Origin of the sequence: Paenibacillus cellulositrophicus (genome assembly GCF_009363095.1) — a bacterium.
Lineage (GTDB): Bacteria > Bacillota > Bacilli > Paenibacillales > Paenibacillaceae > Paenibacillus_AQ > Paenibacillus_AQ favisporus.
Map to the genome: position 1 here is coordinate 4,610,554 of NZ_CP045295.1, position 17,172 is coordinate 4,627,725.

The 17,172-nt window shown below is 56.4% G+C and carries 11 protein-coding genes; 10 read left to right on the forward strand and 1 reads right to left on the reverse strand.

Features of this window, described 5'->3' with window-relative positions; translation table 11 throughout:
- Nucleotides 1–444: 444 nt before the first annotated feature.
- From glpK to GCU45_RS20825, 5 genes are all read left to right on the forward strand, one after another.
- Entirely contained in the window at nt 445–1,935 is a 1,491-nt protein-coding gene (gene glpK, locus GCU45_RS20805) for a glycerol kinase GlpK (RefSeq protein ID WP_152400223.1), read from the forward strand.
- Nucleotides 1,936–1,991: 56 nt separating this feature from the next.
- On the forward strand, nt 1,992–3,656 hold the full coding sequence (locus GCU45_RS20810; protein ID WP_152400225.1) for a glycerol-3-phosphate dehydrogenase/oxidase: 1,665 nt from the start codon (nt 1,992–1,994) through the stop codon (nt 3,654–3,656).
- Nucleotides 3,657–3,968: 312 nt separating this feature from the next.
- Entirely contained in the window at nt 3,969–5,378 is a 1,410-nt protein-coding gene (locus GCU45_RS20815) for a deoxyguanosinetriphosphate triphosphohydrolase family protein (RefSeq protein WP_152400227.1), read from the forward strand.
- A 28-nt stretch (nt 5,379–5,406) separates the two neighbouring features.
- Nucleotides 5,407–6,345: an LLM class flavin-dependent oxidoreductase gene (locus GCU45_RS20820; RefSeq protein ID WP_152400229.1), complete on the forward strand. Its 939-nt coding sequence runs from the start codon at nt 5,407–5,409 to the stop codon at nt 6,343–6,345.
- A 142-nt stretch (nt 6,346–6,487) separates the two neighbouring features.
- The gene (locus tag GCU45_RS20825) at nt 6,488–7,438 is read left to right on the forward strand and encodes a TRM11 family SAM-dependent methyltransferase (protein WP_152400231.1); all 951 of its coding nucleotides are present in this window, start codon (nt 6,488–6,490) and stop codon (nt 7,436–7,438) included.
- A 351-nt stretch (nt 7,439–7,789) separates the two neighbouring features.
- On the opposite strand, the gene GCU45_RS20830 is transcribed toward GCU45_RS20825, so the two are convergent.
- Complete coding sequence (locus GCU45_RS20830; protein WP_152400233.1) at nt 7,790–8,761, reverse strand: D-2-hydroxyacid dehydrogenase; 972 nt, start codon at nt 8,759–8,761, stop codon at nt 7,790–7,792.
- A gap of 322 nt (nt 8,762–9,083) precedes the next feature.
- On the opposite strand from GCU45_RS20830, the gene thpR reads away from it, so the two are divergent.
- The 5 genes from thpR (at nt 9,084) to gltB (ending at nt 17,120) form a co-directional block, all read left to right on the forward strand.
- A complete protein-coding gene (gene thpR / locus GCU45_RS20835) occupies nt 9,084–9,701 on the forward strand; it encodes an RNA 2',3'-cyclic phosphodiesterase (RefSeq protein ID WP_167527176.1) in 618 nt (205 codons plus the stop codon).
- Nucleotides 9,702–9,957: 256 nt separating this feature from the next.
- Complete coding sequence (locus GCU45_RS20840; protein WP_152400237.1) at nt 9,958–10,815, forward strand: cell wall hydrolase; 858 nt, start codon at nt 9,958–9,960, stop codon at nt 10,813–10,815.
- A gap of 55 nt (nt 10,816–10,870) precedes the next feature.
- Nucleotides 10,871–11,554, forward strand: a complete 684-nt coding sequence (locus GCU45_RS20845) for a metal-dependent hydrolase (RefSeq protein ID WP_152400239.1) — start codon at nt 10,871–10,873, stop codon at nt 11,552–11,554.
- Nucleotides 11,555–11,649: 95 nt separating this feature from the next.
- A complete protein-coding gene (locus GCU45_RS20850; RefSeq protein ID WP_152400241.1) occupies nt 11,650–12,135 on the forward strand; it encodes a ferritin-like domain-containing protein in 486 nt (161 codons plus the stop codon).
- A 386-nt stretch (nt 12,136–12,521) separates the two neighbouring features.
- Nucleotides 12,522–17,120 (forward strand): glutamate synthase large subunit, encoded by a 4,599-nt coding sequence (gltB, locus tag GCU45_RS20855; RefSeq protein WP_152400244.1) that lies wholly within the window; start codon nt 12,522–12,524, stop codon nt 17,118–17,120.
- Nucleotides 17,121–17,172: the final 52 nt, after the last annotated feature.

Genomic DNA, 17,172 nt, shown 5'->3' on the forward strand with positions numbered 1-17,172 from the left:
GGGTCCTCACAATGTCCTTACTACGTCATCGTCATATCCCACAATGTCTTCACTTCGTAAGCATCAAGTCCTCGCCACGTCCCCACAATGTTCCCCGCTTCGTCATCGCCAAGCCCTCACAATGTCTTCTCAATGTCCCCACTAGGTCGCTAACACGCCCTCATCCTGTCCTAAATTCCTCTTTTACCGTTCCCTTTCTCGCCCTTCAATTCTCCCCAAGCACCTCATCAGTCCCAACGTCTGTACTCCGCCATTTCCTTCGCCAATCTTCGATTTTGTTAACCCGAACCCGCTCCAAATATAGTATGATGTCACTAAGGAAAACCATGTAAACGTCACCAAGCGACATGGTTTGTCTTCCTTACCGGATATACATCCAGCAACATCCCGAATGTGCACAACCACAACGAGCGCATCGTTCGCTGACGGAGCAGGGAGGGTTCTATGGAAAAATACATTTTATCACTGGACCAGGGGACGACGAGTTCCCGGGCTATCTTATTTAATGAAAAAGGAGAAGCCGTACATACGGCCCAGCGGGAGATAACGCAGCATTTTCCCCATCCGGGCTGGGTGGAGCATAACGCAAATGAGATTTGGGGGTCGGTCCTGTCGGTGATCGCGTCCGTGCTGTCGGAATCGGGCGTGAAGCCCGAGCAGATCGCGGCGATCGGCATCACGAACCAACGGGAGACCGCGGTAGTGTGGGATAAGGAAACGGGCGATCCTGTGTACCATGCGATTGTGTGGCAGTCGCGGCAGACGAGCGGCATTTGCGAAGAACTCAAGGCCCAAGGGCTCGACGACACCATCCGCGCCAAAACAGGGCTTCTGATCGATCCGTACTTTTCCGGTACGAAGGTCAAATGGATTCTGGACGAAGTCGAAGGCGCCCGGGAGAAGGCGGAGCAGGGCAAGCTGCTGTTTGGTACGATCGATACGTGGCTCATTTGGAAATTTACCGGCGGCCGCGCGCATGTGACCGACTATTCGAACGCATCGCGCACGCTGATGTATAACATTTACGATTTAAAATGGGACGACGAGCTGCTGGAGATTTTGGGGGTTCCGGCCTCCATGCTCCCGCAGGTACGTCCATCCTCAGAGGTATACGGCCTGACGGTGCCGTACCACTTCTTCGGCACAGAGGTGCCGATCGCCGGCGTTGCGGGCGACCAGCAGGCGGCCCTGTTCGGGCAGGCGTGCTACAGCAAGGGCATGGCCAAGAACACCTACGGCACCGGCTGCTTTATGCTGATGAATACCGGCGAAACGGCTGTCCGCTCGGAGCACGGTCTGCTGACGACGCTCGCATGGGGCATCAACGGCAAAGTGGAATATGCGCTGGAAGGCAGCATTTTCGTGGCAGGCTCGGCCATCCAATGGCTGCGCGACGGGCTGCGGATGCTGAATGAGTCGAAGGAGAGCGAGACTTATGCCTCGCGCGTGGCTTCGACGGACGGCGTGTACGTCGTTCCCGCATTCGTTGGGCTCGGTACCCCATACTGGGACAGTGATGTGCGCGGAGCGGTGTTTGGCCTGACACGCGGCACGTCCAAGGAGCATTTTATCCGGGCGACGCTGGAATCGCTGGCCTACCAGACGAAGGATGTGCTGTCCGCGATGGAGGCCGACTCGGGTATCGAGCTGACCACACTGCGAGTCGACGGCGGTGCCGTGCACAACGATTTTCTGATGCAGTTCCAGAGCGACGTGCTCGGCGTCTCGGTCGAACGGCCGGTCATTAATGAGACGACGGCGCTGGGCGCTGCGTATTTGGCGGGGCTTGCCGTTGGCTACTGGAAGAGCCAGGACGACATCTCCGGCCAGTGGGCGATCGAGCGCGAGTTCCATCCGGTGATGGAAGAGAAGGAGCGAACCGGGCTGTACGAAGGCTGGAAGAAGGCCGTACACGCAGCAATGGCTTTTAAATAAACACAGAAACATATCTTGGGGGGTCTCTTTTTCGATCTGGAGGGAGATAAGCACAGATGATATGGTCCAATACGAATCGCGAACAAATCAAGGAGAGCCTGAAGCAGGAAAAGTTTGACGTCCTGATCATCGGCGGCGGTATTACCGGGGCAGGCATTGCGCTGGATGCGACGACCCGCGGGATGAAGACGGCGCTGGTGGAAATGCAGGATTTTGCCGCAGGCACATCCAGCCGCTCGACGAAGCTGGTGCACGGCGGGCTCCGCTATCTGAAGCAGTTTGAGGTCAAAATGGTCGCCGAGGTCGGCAAGGAGCGGGCGGTCGTGTACGAGAATGGTCCGCATGTCACCACGCCGGAGTGGATGCTGCTGCCGATCCACAAGGGCGGTACGTTCGGCAAATTCAGCACGTCTTTCGGACTGCGGGTGTACGACTATTTGGCCGGCGTAAAAAAAGCAGAGCGCCGCATGATGCTCTCCCCGCAGCAAACGCTGGCGAAGGAGCCGCTCATCAAGAAGGAGGGGCTGAAGGGCGGCGGGTACTACGTGGAATACCGCACCGACGACGCCCGCCTGACGATCGAAGTGATGAAAGCGGCTGTGGCGCACGGGGCTGCGGCGCTCAATTACAGCAAGGTCGAGGAGCTGCTGTATGACGCCCGGAATAACGTGCGCGGCGCGGTGGTCCACGACCAGCTGACCGGGGACACCTATGAAGTCCAGGCCGCCAAGGTCATTAACGCCGCAGGGCCGTGGGTCGACCGCATCCGCGAGAAGGACGCATCGAAGGAGGGCAAAACGCTGCGCCTCACCAAAGGCGTCCACCTGGTCATCGACCAATCCCGGTTTCCGCTGGAGCAGGCAGTGTACTTCGACACGCCGGATAAAAGAATGGTGTTCGCCATTCCCCGCGACGGCAAGGCGTATGTGGGGACGACGGATACTTTCTTCGACCGGGATACGGCGCATCCCCGGATGACGTACCAAGACCGCGACTATATTATTAACGCGATCAATTATATGTTTCCCGAGCTGCAAATTACGGCGGAGGACGTGGAGTCCAGCTGGGCCGGGGTCCGGCCGCTCATTCTTGAACAGGGCAAGGATCCGTCGGAAATATCCCGCAAGGACGAGATCTGGGAGTCCGGTTCGGGACTGCTGACGATCGCCGGGGGCAAGCTGACGGGCTACCGGAAGATGGCCGAGACGATTGTGGACGTGCTGTCCCGGGAGCTGACTGAACAAACAGGGCGCCCGTTTAAAGCATGCCAGACGAAGCATCTGCCGATTTCGGGCGGGGACTTCGGTGGCTCGGCGCAGTATGAGCCTTTCGTGAGGAAGACCGCCCAAGCCGGAATCGAGGCGGGGCTGGCCCCCGATGAAGCCCTCGCGATCGCCGGCAAATACGGCACGAATGCATCCGGCGTCTTCCGGCTGATCCAGAGCCACCGGGCGGAGGCGGAAGCGCACGGGCTGCCGCTGATGCTGTTCGGCCAGCTGGCCTATGCGCTGGAAGCGGAGATGGCTGCGACGCCGGTGGACTTTTTTACCCGCCGGCTCGGCGCGACGCTGTTCGATATTCAGCTCGTGCGCACCTGGAAGGCGCCGGTCATCGAATATATGGGCAGCGTGCTGAACTGGAGCCCGGCGGCGAAGGAAGCGTACGCGGCCGATCTCGACCGCGCACTGCTGGAGGCCGTGGAGCCGGCGGAATCCGATTGAGCGAATATAAGGCGGTCGAATGCAGCATTCCATCAGGAACCTCTCATCCCCAGGATGAAAGGTTCCTTTTTGGCTTGGGATGATACCCACCAAAACCCGCAGGCTCCCAGTCTCGACAATGGTGAATCAATGAGCAAACGATGCTTTCCTGTCAATCCACTGTCAGTGATGTTAACACCAACTGTTCGGATATTTGCGATAAACTTTGCATTTTTATGGAAAATAGGCACTCGCCCGCGTCCCATGTTAGTACACCTCCGGCAAAATCGCTTATAATAAAAAAACCATACTGTCGTGAGAGGAGTGCTGTACATGAACATTAAAGAAAAAAGAGAGCATCGGCAGTACCCCGAACAAGTGAAATCCGACGCGTCCCGCGCGCCATATGAGCGGGATTATTCGCGGCTGATCCATTCGCCGACGTTCCGGAGGCTGCAGGGCAAATCCCAAGTGTTCGGCGCGGGTACGGGGGACTATTACCGGACGCGGCTGACCCACTCGCTTGAGGTGGCGCAAATCGCCCGGGAAGCAGCGCGCAGCCTGCTGCGGGCGCATCCCGAGGTCAGCGACGAGCAGGCGGACAATCCCGGGCTCGTAATCGATCCGGAGGTGGTGGAGTGCGCGGCGATCGCGCATGACTTCGGCCATCCTCCTTTTGGACATAAAGGGGAAGAGGTGCTGGACGGCATTCTGGATCAGCTGATCCGGGACCGGACGAAAGAAGCCGTGAAGGGGCTGCATCTGTCCCCGGATGAAGTGAATGACGTCCGCGCTAGGCTGCGGAAAAAATACGAGCATTTCGAAGGCAACGCGCACAACTTCAGGCTGATTATGTTTTTGGAGAAGCGGGAAAATGTGGACGGCCTGAACCTGTCCGACGCGATCCTGCTCGGCATCAATAAATATCCATACCCCGGCACCCTGCTCAAAAAGGGGCTGTACCAGCACGAATGGGGCTATATTTCGCAGATCCGCCAGGACTGGGGTATTCCTGCAGGCAAAAAGACGCTCGAAGCCCAGCTGATGGACTTATGCGACGATATCGCCTATTCGGCCCATGATCTCGAAGACGGCATCAAGGCCGGGAAAATCGAAGTGCACGAGCATTTTCTGAAAGATCCGCATATTTTGCGCCTGATTGTCGAGAAAATCATGACGCTGGAGGATGCGTTCTGGGATAACTGCCCGGAAGAGCATATCCGCTACAAGGTGGAGGAAGTGCTGACCTCCTTTTTAAAAGTGTGGAATGAGAAGCTTCCGTACTGCGAGTTCGACTACTCCCGTACCCGCCGCGAGGTCAAGGCTTACTGGGTAAGCCTGTTCGTCAGCAGCCTCGGCGTCATTGACGACGGGGGCTGGAAGAAGGTGACCTTCGTCAAGGAAGGCCAGGAGGATCAGGATATGCTCCGCACCGTCAGCGTGCTGAAAAGCTTCGCGTGGGTCACGATGATCCGCGACCTGCGGGTGCAGCGGCTGCAGAAGCGCAGCGAGTGGATGATCCAGCGGCTGTGGGACGCTTTTCTCGATCCGGTCGCCTCCAAATCGATTATCCCCTCCGACTGGCTGCAGCGGTTCGAGAAGGATCAGGCCGGGCCGAATCCGATCTGGACGTGGGAGCACATGGTGATCGACTATATTGCGGGCATGACGGATGCGTTTGCTGAAAAAATTTACAATGAGCTGTACGGATTGAAGGTAGGTTCCATTTACGACCTGGATTAGGCAGCCATAGAAGGGAAGGAAAGACCGGATGGGCGCTCTTAAACTTAGCGTGCTGGATCTTGTACCAAAAATAGGAGAGGCGTCCTTTGAGGAAGCACTGCAGGAAGCGGCCAGTCTGGCCCGCCATGCAGAACAGTGGGGTTACACCCGATATTGGGCGGCGGAGCACCACGACCTGGTGAACCTGTCCTGCGCCGCACCGGAAGTGCTGCTGGCGCATATCGGAGCCCGGACCGAGCGGATCCGCATCGGGTCGGGGGCGGTCCTGCTGCCGCATTACAGCCCGCTGAAGGTCGCGGAGAACTTTCGCATGCTGGCTGCGCTTTATCCCGGCCGCGTCGATCTTGGCATCGGCCGGGCGCCCGGCGGCTCAGCGCATGCCTCGATGGCGCTGAGCGGCAATTATTTGCAGCATGTGGCCGAGATGCCGGCCCGCGTCGGCGCACTGATCGAGCTGCTGGAGGACCGCTATGCGTACGAGGACGTGCCGGTCGCGGCCAAGCCCGTCCCGCGGATCCAGCCGGAGCTGTGGATGCTCGGGACGAACAACAAAAGCGCCGGCTTCGCGGCGGCGAACGGGACGGGCTACGTGTTCGGCCAGTTCATGAGTGACCGCGACGGCGCCGAGGTGCTGGCGGCCTACCGGGAGGGCTTCAAGCCGTCGGCGCTGCTGGAGCGGCCGAGAAGCATCGCGGCCATCAGCGTCATTTGCGCCGCGACCGAGCAGGAGGCACTGGCGCTGTCCCGCCGGTCGGCCCTGCCGGAAGTCGAGCGGCCGGGAGCTGAGGCCAGCGAGCCGCAGCCGCAGGCGACCCGGCTGATCACCGGGTCGCCGAAGCAGGTGAAGTCGAAGCTGCTGGAGTTGGCGGATTCCTTCGGGTGCGACGAGTTCCTGGTCACCACGCCGGTGATGAGTTATGCCGAGCGGCTGGAATCCTACCGGCTGCTGGCGTCGGTGTGCTTATAAAAGGGAGCCAGGCTAGCTCGCCTACCATTCTGCAGACTCGATTCTTGATTGGGAATGGGAATTCGGGAATGTAGAGTAAGGGCGGTGCTGAACGGTTAGACCGCAATGGAGCCCGAAGATAGGAAGAACGAACGGAGGAACTATGGAATTGACATCCGAACCATCGGAGTTTATTTATATGTACGCCAGCCACGAGTCGGAAACGGAGCTGTGCCGAATGGAGCTGAATGCTCTGCTCGGGCAAGCGAAATCCTTGAAAGGGAGAGGCCCAATGCTGCGCAGCTCCCGGTTGCTTGACCCGGACCGCAGTCCGTATGTGTCGATGCGTCTGGACGTGCTGATGCAGGGCGACTCGGTCGAAGAAATTGCCCGGCAGGCTTCGGAGTTAGAGCTTGGGGACGCCACATTCAAAGTAACCTACGTAAAATCCGGCGATCCCTGCTCCTACGAGGACCAGCGGATGCTAGAGCGGCGCGTCGGCAGCAGCATCCGGGGGAAGGCGGAGATGAAGCATCCGGACGTGCAGTTCGGCCTTCTGTCCGCCGAGGGACAGTGGATGCTCGGATGGTGCCGGCATCCCGACCGCGCTTGGCGGCTGCACAAGGACAAGCCGCACAATTATTCCACCGGGCTCAGCGTCACGACCGCCCGTTCGCTCGTGAACATCCTTGTGCCGGAGCCTGCGGGTGTCCGGGCCGCCGATCCCTGTTGCGGCATGGGGAACGTGCTGATCGAAGCCCTGTCGATGGGCATCGATATCCGGGGCTGGGACATCAATCCGCTGGCCATCCGGGGGGCCCGGGCCAACCTGAAGCACTTCGGCTACCCGGAGGTGGTGACGCTCGGAGATATGACGCAGGTGACGGATCGCTTCGATGCGGCTGTCCTGGACATGCCGTACAACCTGTGCTCGGTGCTCAGCACGGATCAGCGGCTCGTTATGCTGCAGAGCCTGCGCCGTATGGCGAAGCGGGCTGTCATTGTATCGACAGAGGAAGCGGCGGAATCGATTCAGCAGGCGGGCTTTGCCATTCTGGACAGCGCCCGGGTATGGAAGGGCGGCTTTGTCCGGAACGTCTGGCTTTGCGGGTGACGGAGGCGGATAAGCCATCCGGCATGCGATTACTTTCTACTATATAATAGAAGAAAGTTTCTCATCCTAATAATAGAAGAAAGATTCTCTCTCATCCTATTAGTAGTAGAAGTTTCTCATTATAATAGAAGAAGATTACCATCATGAGTTGAAGTCAAGTCAATCATCTCAGTGCTCATCATGAGCACTTCAAGCCAAAAAAGGCTGTCTCACGATCCGGTCAGAATCGACCGGTAACGCGGGACAGCCTTTTTTCATGCTCCGAATATATCAGGACGCTCGCATAGCATGCGGAAAATTTCGGAGGCAAAACTCCACCTTGCGGGGGACAGCTGCTGAGAGATGTCCGTATTAATAAGCACGCTTATAATTGACGAGATTACGCGGAAGCTCTTTTCCCTGCACGTAGGCCTTCAGGTTTTCGACAAAAATATCGATGACCCGTTCGGTATACCGATCGGTGCTTCCGGAAACATGCGGTGTAATGATGACCTGCTCCATATCCCACAGCGGGTGGTCCTCAGGCAGCGGCTCCTTCTCAAACACGTCGAGCCCGGCGCAGCTGATCTGCCCGCTGCGGAGCGCTTCAAGCAGGGATGCCGTATCCATCGTCGGCCCGCGGCCCGCATTGATGAAGCAGGCGCCCGGCTTGGCCGCCGCCCAGGCATCGGCGTTCAGCAGATGATGCGTCTCATCGGTAAGCGGCAGCACGCTGATGATGTAATCGCCTTGGCTCAGCGCCTTGTGGAGCCCGTCCATGGTGAACATCTCGTCCACGTGAGGATCGGCTTTGCCGGAACGGCGGACGCCGACGGTGCGCATCCCGAACGCCTTGGCCAGGCGAGCTGCCTCGCTGCCGATCTCGCCGACGCCGACGATGACGGCCGTTCGGCCGTGCAGCTCGGACAAGGTGTCCCGTCCCGGCGCGGCCAATTTCGTCTCCCAGCTGTGCTTGAGCTGATTGCGGACCGAGACGTGCAGCTGACGCGAGAAGGAGAGCATCATGCCAAGGATCGTCTCCGAGATCGGAATCGCATGGACGCCGCTGGAATTCGTCAGCAGCACGCCTTTCTGTTCGAGCTTGTCCAGCGGAAGCGTGTCCACGCCGGCCGACCAGGCCTGCAGCCATTTCAGCCGGCTGTCTTGATTCAGCACCTGATCGGCAATTTGCCTGGACCAGCCGACCAATATTTCCGCTTCGTTCACGAGTGCGGGATCCGCATCGGTGCTTTTGACGACGGTCAGCTTATAGCCGGGAGCGGCTTGTTCAATCAAACGGGTCTGCTCCGGAGTCAGGGAATGCAGACAAACAATTTGCTTCATACCGTTTCAGCCTCCTTCATGTATGTACCCTTGATGTGGCGTTTGTGCAACTTTAGTTCAATCTATATATTATGAATATATTCAGGATAACAGATTTGAAACGATATACAACAGGGTCACCCGAGGCCAAGTGAATGAAAGGGAGCAGCGGTCAAGTAAACGCCCTCCTAAGAGTATGCTTTTGCGTAACTCTGCTGCATGACAATGGGCCCGAAAGGCGAAACTATATTAATGAAGGAATTCATGCGAATTATACCTTCGGTACCAATTTTTACAGGATGATTTTATGCGGCGCAAAGGGGAAGAAAGGGGAAGTACTTGCATGGAAATGAAAGAGAAACAAGTTCAAGATAAGCCTTTAAGGCTATTCGTCGCGGTCCGGATACCGGAATCGATCCGATCATTACTGGAAGAATGGAGGCACCGGAACGAGAAAGAGCTCGCTTTTCAAAAATGGACGCACCGGGAGGATTACCATATTACCGTCCAGTTTCTGGGAGACGCAGATGCTGGAAGAGTGCCGGAAATCACGGCTGCCTTAAAAAGGGCTTCCTTGAAAATCAACCCATTTCAACTGGAATTTGGAGCATTCGGCACCTTCGGGTCAGCGGAGTCTCCCCGGGTGTTATGGGCTGGAGTAATTGACCAATCCGGCGGCCTGGACAAGCTCTATGAAGCGGTCACTTCCGAGATGGGGGAACTGGGGTTCGCAAAAGAGGCGAGGCCTTACCGTCCCCATGTCACGATTGCCCGTAAATACGCGGGAAAATCGACTTTTACAGGCTCCAATTTACCGTCTTTGACAGTGGAAAAATCCGGTTCTGAAGGGAAAAATCAGCCTCTGATTTGGGAGGTTGATGAATTTGTACTTTTTTCCACGCATTTGCACGAAAAGCCAATGTATGAGATACTAGAGGCCGTTCAAATGAAAGATTCGTAGATTGGAAATAAATAGCAATAGAAATCGAATATATTTTTCCGCACATGATCGAATATCGAATTCCCTTTGTTGCCGTATCCTGTGAAGTAAATTTGTGCCGTTCCTAAGCAACATGTGTTGTAAAGACTGTCCTGTTTGTCAGTTATTGTACGATCTCGGATACAGCAATTGACTGAAAATGTTTCCAAAGGTTATTCAAAACCTGTATTTTTGGTTACTTAATGAGGGAATGTGCCGGAAATATAGGAGGAGAAACATGTACACATTACGTCAAAACCGCTGGATGGCACTGCTGATCGGTGTGCTTCTGGTGTGTTTCTCTGCAATTTGTATGCTGCTGCAAAACGAGCAGATGCATAAAATGCAGTATAACGACAGCACGAATCAACTGGGGGCCGTAACATACAGCAAGAACGATAAAGCAGGCGCAAGCCCGCAGCATTTATCCATACAGGGGGCAAAACACCCGTTAACCGCGGAAAACTCCGTGCAGCTTTCGAATGTAAATTTATTGAAAAAATGGAACGTTAAGCATCATCCCCTTTTTGTTGAAGGGATTTCAGCACAAACACCGGCTGCCGCCAAAAAGGCCCAAGCTGTGCAAGCGAAGCCTAAGGCGAAGAAAGCTGTAGCTGTTTCAGCGAAGTCGAAGCTGGATCCAAAACTGAATCCCCCCACCACGTTATTCTTCAGCCGGACCAAACTGCTCAGTCCTTCCCAGAAGTCGGAAGCGACCAAACAGTATAAGGTAACCGCTGAGGACGTGCTTCTGCTCCGTAGAATCGTGATGGCAGAAGCCGAAGGCGAACCGTACAAAGGCAAAGTGGCTGTGGCCAACGTTGTCTTGAACCGGCTGCGGTCAGCCAATTTTCCCGATACGATTAGAAAAGTCATTTACCAGAGATATCAGTTCAGTCCTGTGGCGAACGGCCGTTTTGACCGTGTGAAGCCGAACGAGGATTCGATTCATGCCGTCAATGAGGCGCTTAACGGACGCAAGGAAGTCTCGGATGATACGTATTATTTTCTGTCGCTGAAGCTGGCCGACGACCTGACGGTTCACCATACGCGGACCTTGGCCAAGACGATCGGCAACCACTCCTTTTACAAATAAATCCCGTAAGTTTAAAATGTTTATGGGTAAAGGATAATGAGGAGGTGGCGTTCATATGAAAATTACGTATTATGGTCATTCCTGTGTGGTGGTGGAGGAAGGCGGCCGGAGCGTGATCATCGATCCGTTTCTCTCGGGCAATCCGGCATCGGGTATCGCGCCTGCGGATATCCGTGTGGATGCGGTGCTGCTCACCCATGGGCACTCCGACCACTTTGGCGATGCGCTGGAGATTGCCAAAGCGAATGATTGTCCGATTGTCGCCGTGTTCGAGCTGGCGGAGTTCTGCCGCAAGAAGGGCGCGAAAACCTTTGCCATGAACATCGGTGGGCAGCAGCAGTTTGACGGATTCAAGGTCAAATATACGCTGGCTTTCCACAGCTCTGCGGTACAGGACGGCGACGCGCTGATCTATGCCGGAGAACCGGCGGGCATCCTGCTGACCATGGGCGGCAAAACGTTCTTCCATGCGGGAGATACGGCGCTGTTCGGCGACATGCGGCTTATCGGTGAAATGAATCAGATCGATGCTGCTGCGCTGCCGATCGGCGACGTGCTGACGATGGGACCGGACGATGCGCTGCTGGCGGCCAAATGGCTGCGGGCGAACCGCGTCATTCCGGTGCATTACAACACTTTCCCTGCCATTAACCAGAACAGTACGCTCTTCTGCGACCGTCTTCATCAGGAAGGCATTGAAGGACACGCGCTCAAGCCGGGAGAGAGCATTGAGATCTGACCGCTAATGAAGCGGTGGCTTTGACAAATGGCACCCCCCGCCGTATCCGGGCATACAGTATCGTAACATTAGCCTATCGGAAAGGCGGGGGTTGATTGTTTTACCGAACTAGTGAACTTAACGGGTATTTGCCGGCCGGCGAGCTGCAGAAAGCCGTACAGGGCGAGTACGAAGCGATCCGAAAGGGACGAAGGCTTCAGGAGCTGGCTCCCCCGGACCACCGGATTTATTTCAGCCGCGTGGTCGAAGAGGAGCGGCAGGGCCGTCTTGCCGAGCTGACCCGTCTCTATTATGAGCATACCGGCTGCTACCCGGTTTTTAGCAAGGTTGAAACGCCCAGGGCGTATGTAACCGGACTGAAAACGACCGTCGATGACGCACTCGAAAATGCGTGGAATTATTCGGACCTGATGCTGACGGCGACGGACCCGAAGATCCAGAAGCTGATGCTGCGCGCGATGAACAGCGAAATGCGCTGGGTCAGCCGGCTGCAGTTTTTGTACAGCAATTATTTCCACGAAAACGGCGACATGAAGCACAAGGGCACCATTGGCATCGCCGACAAACAGCTTCCCTCTTGAGTTGGGGGAGGCTGTTTTTCTGTATATTGGAAAAAACCTGGTTGAAATGAATAATCATACGCTTTTCAGGTTAATTACAACATGCCGCTTTAATGCTTCACTGCAAAACATTTCTTATCACATTCATAAAAAGTTTAAATTGCGCAGAGGTTTAGTGGGTGTTAAAATAATATAACCAATTCATTTTGAATAATTATCGACGTTTTATAACAAAAAGAAAACCATTCCCCCATGCAACGAGGATTTCCGCCGTTGTCGCATACCCCATTCCCCTAGTGAGCATGAAGTATTATTCTTGTAGCCAATGTCGTCTTCGTACTGGTTTATTTTGATGTATCTGGATTTACTTGCATTTATTTATTCTGAAGATAGAAAGGTTGCTTTCCATGAGACATACGGTACTTCCCCCTAAGCAGGGACTTTATGATCCGCAGTTTGAAAAAGACGCCTGCGGCATGGGCTTCGTCGCTCATATCAAAGGCCGGGCCTCCCATGAGATCGTAGGCCAGGCTCTGACGATGCTCGAGAATATGGAGCACCGCGGCGGACAGGGCAGCGAGCCTAATTCCGGTGACGGCGCCGGGATCATGCTGCAAATTCCTCACCGCTTCTTTGCGGAAGAAGCGGCCCGGATCGGCTTTGAGCTGCCTGAACCGGGGCAATACGGCGTAGGCATGCTGTTCCTTTCCCACGACGAAGCCGTTCGGGAGGCTCATGAGAGCCGGCTCGTCGAAATCATCCGGGAAGAAGGTCAGCAGTTCCTGGGCTTCCGCGACGTTCCGACCTATGACGAGATGCTGGGCAAATCCGCGAAGGAAGCCAAGCCGTACGTACGGCAGATTTTCATCGGACGCAGCATCGATGTGAAGGACGAAATGGACTTTGAGCGCAAGCTGTACATCATCCGCAGACGCGCCGAGCTGGCCATCCGTTATGGCGACGCTCCGCAGGCGGACTCCTTCTATATTTCCAGCCTTTCGTGCCGGAAAATCGTATACAAAGGGATGCTGACCACCAATCAGGTGGGGCAGTTCTATCTGGACCTGAGAAACGAGCTGGTGGAGACGGCGATCGCCCTCGTTCACTCGCGTTTCAGCACGAACACCTTCCCGAGCTGGGAACGGGCGCACCCGTACCGCTTCATGATTCACAACGGGGAGATCAACACGCTTCGCGGCAACGTGAACTGGATGCATGCGCGCCAGTCGCTGTTTAAGAGCGATATTTTTGGGGATGACCTGGAGAAGGTCAAGCCGGTCATCAATCCGGACGGTTCGGACACCGCCATGTTCGATAACACGTTTGAGTTCCTGTACCTGAGTGGACGTTCCCTGCCACACGTCGCCATGATGATGGTGCCGGAGCCTTGGAACAACCATGAAAGCATGGACGAAACGAAAAAAGCGTTCTACGAATACCACAGCACGCTGATGGAACCGTGGGACGGACCAGCCGCTATGGCGTTCACTGACGGTATCCAAATCGGCGCCATCCTTGACCGGAATGGACTCCGCCCGTCGCGTTACTACGTGACGAAGGACGACCTGATTATTCTTTCTTCGGAAGCCGGCGTGCTCGACATTCCAGCTGAGGATGTCCTGTACAAGGACCGTCTCCGTCCGGGCAGAATGCTGCTCGTAGATACGAAGGAAGGACGGATCATTTCCGACGAGGAAGTGAAAGCCCAGATCGCTGCCGAGCAGCCGTACCGCGAGTGGCTCGACGAGCATCTGGTCAATCTGGATGAGCTTCCGGACGCGCCGGAGCTGCCGAATCCGAAGCATGACAACGTGCAGCAACTGCAGCTCTCCTTCGGCTATACGTTCGAAGATCTGCGCAAGGTGCTGGAGCCGATGGCTTCGACCGGTCAGGAAGCGGTAGCCTCGATGGGCTACGACGCGCCGCTGGCGGTGCTGTCCGACAAGCCGCAGCGCCTGTACAACTACTTTAAACAAATGTTCGCGCAGGTGACCAACCCGCCGATCGACGCGATCCGCGAAGAGATTATCACCGCGACCGGAACGACGATCGGACCGGAGCGCAACCTGCTGCATCCGGAGCCTGAGAGCTGCCGCCAGATCCGTCTGGACACACCGGTTCTCTCGAATGAGGACTTCGCGAAGATCCGCCACGTGCATCGTCCCGGCTTCAAGTCGATGACGATTCCGATCTTCTTCCCGGCAGAGGAGGGGGCGGAAGGCCTGCGTAAGGCGCTTGACGGATTGTGTGAAGCGGCCGACCGCGTGATCAAGAAAGGCCACAACATCCTGATCCTGTCCGACCGCGGCGTGGACAAAGAAAATGCGGCGATTCCGGCGCTTCTTGCCGTATCCTGCCTGCATCATCATTTGATCCGCCAAGGAACGCGGACGAAAGTCAGCATTTTGCTCGAATCCGGCGAACCTCGTGAAGTGCATCATTACGCGCTGCTGCTCGGTTACGGCGTGAGTGCCGTCAACCCTTACCTGGCGTTCGAAACGCTGGACGACATGATCCAGCAGGGGCTGCTGCGCGGCGTGACGCACGAGAAAGCCGTTAAAAACTATATCAAAGCCGCGACGAAGAGCGTGGTGAAAATTTTGTCCAAAATGGGCATCTCGACAATCCAATCCTACCGCGGCGCGCAAATCTTTGAAGCCGTCGGCCTGAAAGAGGATTTTGTCGAGAAGTACTTTACCCGTACGCCGTCCCGCATCGGCGGTATCGGCCTGGAAGAAGTGGCTGCCGAAGCGCTGGCCCACCACAACCGCGCCTTTACCGACAAGGACGGAAGCGACAAGGTGCTCGATTCCGGCGGTGACTATCAATGGCGCAAGGACGGGGAGGAGCATCTGTTCAACCCGCAGACGATCCACCTGCTTCAGCAGGCCGTACGCACAGGGGATTACCAGGTGTACAAAAAGTACGCGAAGCTTGTTCAGGGTGAAAACGAGAAGCATCTGACGATCCGCTCGCTGCTGAAGCTGAAACCGGTAGGAGCTCCGGTTCCGATCGAGGAAGTCGAGCCGATCGAGTCCATTATGAGACGCTTCAAGACCGGTGCCATGTCCTTCGGCTCCATCAGTAAGGAAGCTCACGAAAGCCTCGCGATTGCGATGAACCGCATCGGCGGCAAGAGCAACACCGGTGAGGGCGGCGAAGATCCGGCGCGCTATATTCCGGATGCGAACGGCGATTCCCGCCGCAGCGCGATCAAGCAGGTGGCGTCCGGCCGGTTCGGCGTGACGTCGAACTACCTGGTGAACGCGGACGAAATTCAAATCAAGATGGCGCAGGGAGCGAAGCCGGGTGAAGGCGGACAGCTTCCGGGCCGTAAAGTATATCCTTGGGTTGCCGAAGTGCGCGGTTCTACGCCGGGCGTGGGCTTGATTTCTCCGCCGCCGCATCATGACATTTACTCGATCGAGGATTTGGCGGAGCTGATTTATGATCTGAAGAACTCCAATCCGCGCGCGAACATCAACGTGAAGCTCGTGTCCGAGGTTGGCGTCGGAACGATCGCGGCCGGGGTGGCCAAAGGCCGTGCCGACATTATCCTCGTCAGCGGATATGACGGTGGTACCGGCGCATCGCCGCAGGGCTCCATCCGCCATGCGGGTCTTCCTTGGGAACTGGGCGTTGCGGAAACGCACCAGACGCTCATCCTGAATAACCTGCGCGACCGCGTCGTCCTGGAAACGGACGGCAAAATGCTGAACGGACGCGATCTGGCCGTCGCAGCCCTGCTGGGTGCCGAAGAGTATGGCTTCTCTACGGCTCCTCTCGTGGCACTTGGCTGTATCATGATGCGCGTCTGCCAGATGGATACCTGTCCGGTGGGGGTAGCTACCCAGAATCCGGAACTGCGCAAGAACTTCATGGGCGATCCGGCGCATGTCGTTAACTTCATGAGATTCGTGGCAGAAGATATGCGTGAAATTATGGCGGAGCTCGGCTTCCGTACGATCCAAGAGATGATCGGACGCACGGACTGCCTGGATGCCGAAGAGGCGAACGGACATTGGAAGAAGCAAGGCATCGATCTGTCCGTTCTGCTGCACACACCGGAGCTTCCGGAAGGTAGCACGCGCTACCGCACGAAGACCCAGAACCACGGTCTCGAAGAGACGCTGGATATGCGTGAACTGTTGAAGCTGGCGGCACCTGCGCTGGAAGACGGAACACCAGTTACTGGCGAGCTTTCGATTACGAACGTAGACCGCGCCGTAGGCACGATTCTCGGCAGCGAAGTCACGCGGAAGTACGGGGCAGCCGGCCTGCCGGAAGACACGATTTCGCTGACCTTTACGGGAACGGCCGGCCAGAGCTTGGGCGCCTTCGCTCCGAAGGGCATCACGCTGACCGTGGTTGGCGACGCGAATGACTACACCGGCAAAGGGTTGTCCGGCGGGAAGCTGATCGTGAAGCCGTCGCCGAAATCAACGTTCAAGGCCGAAGAGAATATCATTATCGGCAACACGGCTTTCTATGGCGCGACAAGCGGCGAGGCGTACATCCGCGGCATCGCCGGCGAACGCTTTGCGGTCCGCAACTCCGGCGTGAATGTCGTCGTTGAAGGCGTTGGCGATCACGGATGCGAATATATGACAGGCGGCCGCGTCGTCATCCTAGGGGAAACGGGACGTAACTTTGGCGCCGGCATGTCGGGCGGCATCGCCTACGTCTATGATCCGCAGGGTACGTTTATCGACCGCTGCAACCTGGAGATGATTCTTCTGGAACGCGTTGAAGATGCAGAGGAAGTCCAGGAACTGAAGAGCATGATCGAGAAGCATGTCAACTACACGGAAAGTGCTGTCGGCGAGCGTGTGCTGGAAGACTGGGAGAACAGCCTGGGCCAGTTTGTCCGCGTCATTCCGAAGGATTACAAGCGGATGACACAGCAAATCCGCAAGGTTCAGGAGAATGGACTGAGCGGCGAAGCAGCCCTGTTGGCCGCCTTCGAAGCCAACATGCGCGAGCTCGCGAGAGCGGGAAACAACTAATTCTTCCAAACCGGATGTTATAAAGAAAGAATTCCTATCAACAAGGTTGAAA

Bases quoted from the DNA above. Each gene is read 5' to 3' on its own strand.
- GCU45_RS20830 (WP_152400233.1), bottom strand. From the start codon at position 8,761: ATGAAGCAAATTGTTTGTCTGCATTCCCTGACTCCGGAGCAGACCCGT.
- gltB (WP_152400244.1), top strand. From the start codon at position 12,522: ATGAGACATACGGTACTTCCCCCTAAGCAGGGACTTTATGATCCGCAG.
- GCU45_RS20845 (WP_152400239.1), top strand. From the start codon at position 10,871: ATGAAAATTACGTATTATGGTCATTCCTGTGTGGTGGTGGAGGAAGGC.
- GCU45_RS20820 (WP_152400229.1), top strand. From the start codon at position 5,407: ATGGGCGCTCTTAAACTTAGCGTGCTGGATCTTGTACCAAAAATAGGA.
- glpK (WP_152400223.1), top strand. From the start codon at position 445: ATGGAAAAATACATTTTATCACTGGACCAGGGGACGACGAGTTCCCGG.
- GCU45_RS20840 (WP_152400237.1), top strand. From the start codon at position 9,958: ATGTACACATTACGTCAAAACCGCTGGATGGCACTGCTGATCGGTGTG.
- GCU45_RS20825 (WP_152400231.1), top strand. From the start codon at position 6,488: ATGGAATTGACATCCGAACCATCGGAGTTTATTTATATGTACGCCAGC.
- GCU45_RS20810 (WP_152400225.1), top strand. From the start codon at position 1,992: ATGATATGGTCCAATACGAATCGCGAACAAATCAAGGAGAGCCTGAAG.
- thpR (WP_167527176.1), top strand. From the start codon at position 9,084: ATGGAAATGAAAGAGAAACAAGTTCAAGATAAGCCTTTAAGGCTATTC.
- GCU45_RS20815 (WP_152400227.1), top strand. From the start codon at position 3,969: ATGAACATTAAAGAAAAAAGAGAGCATCGGCAGTACCCCGAACAAGTG.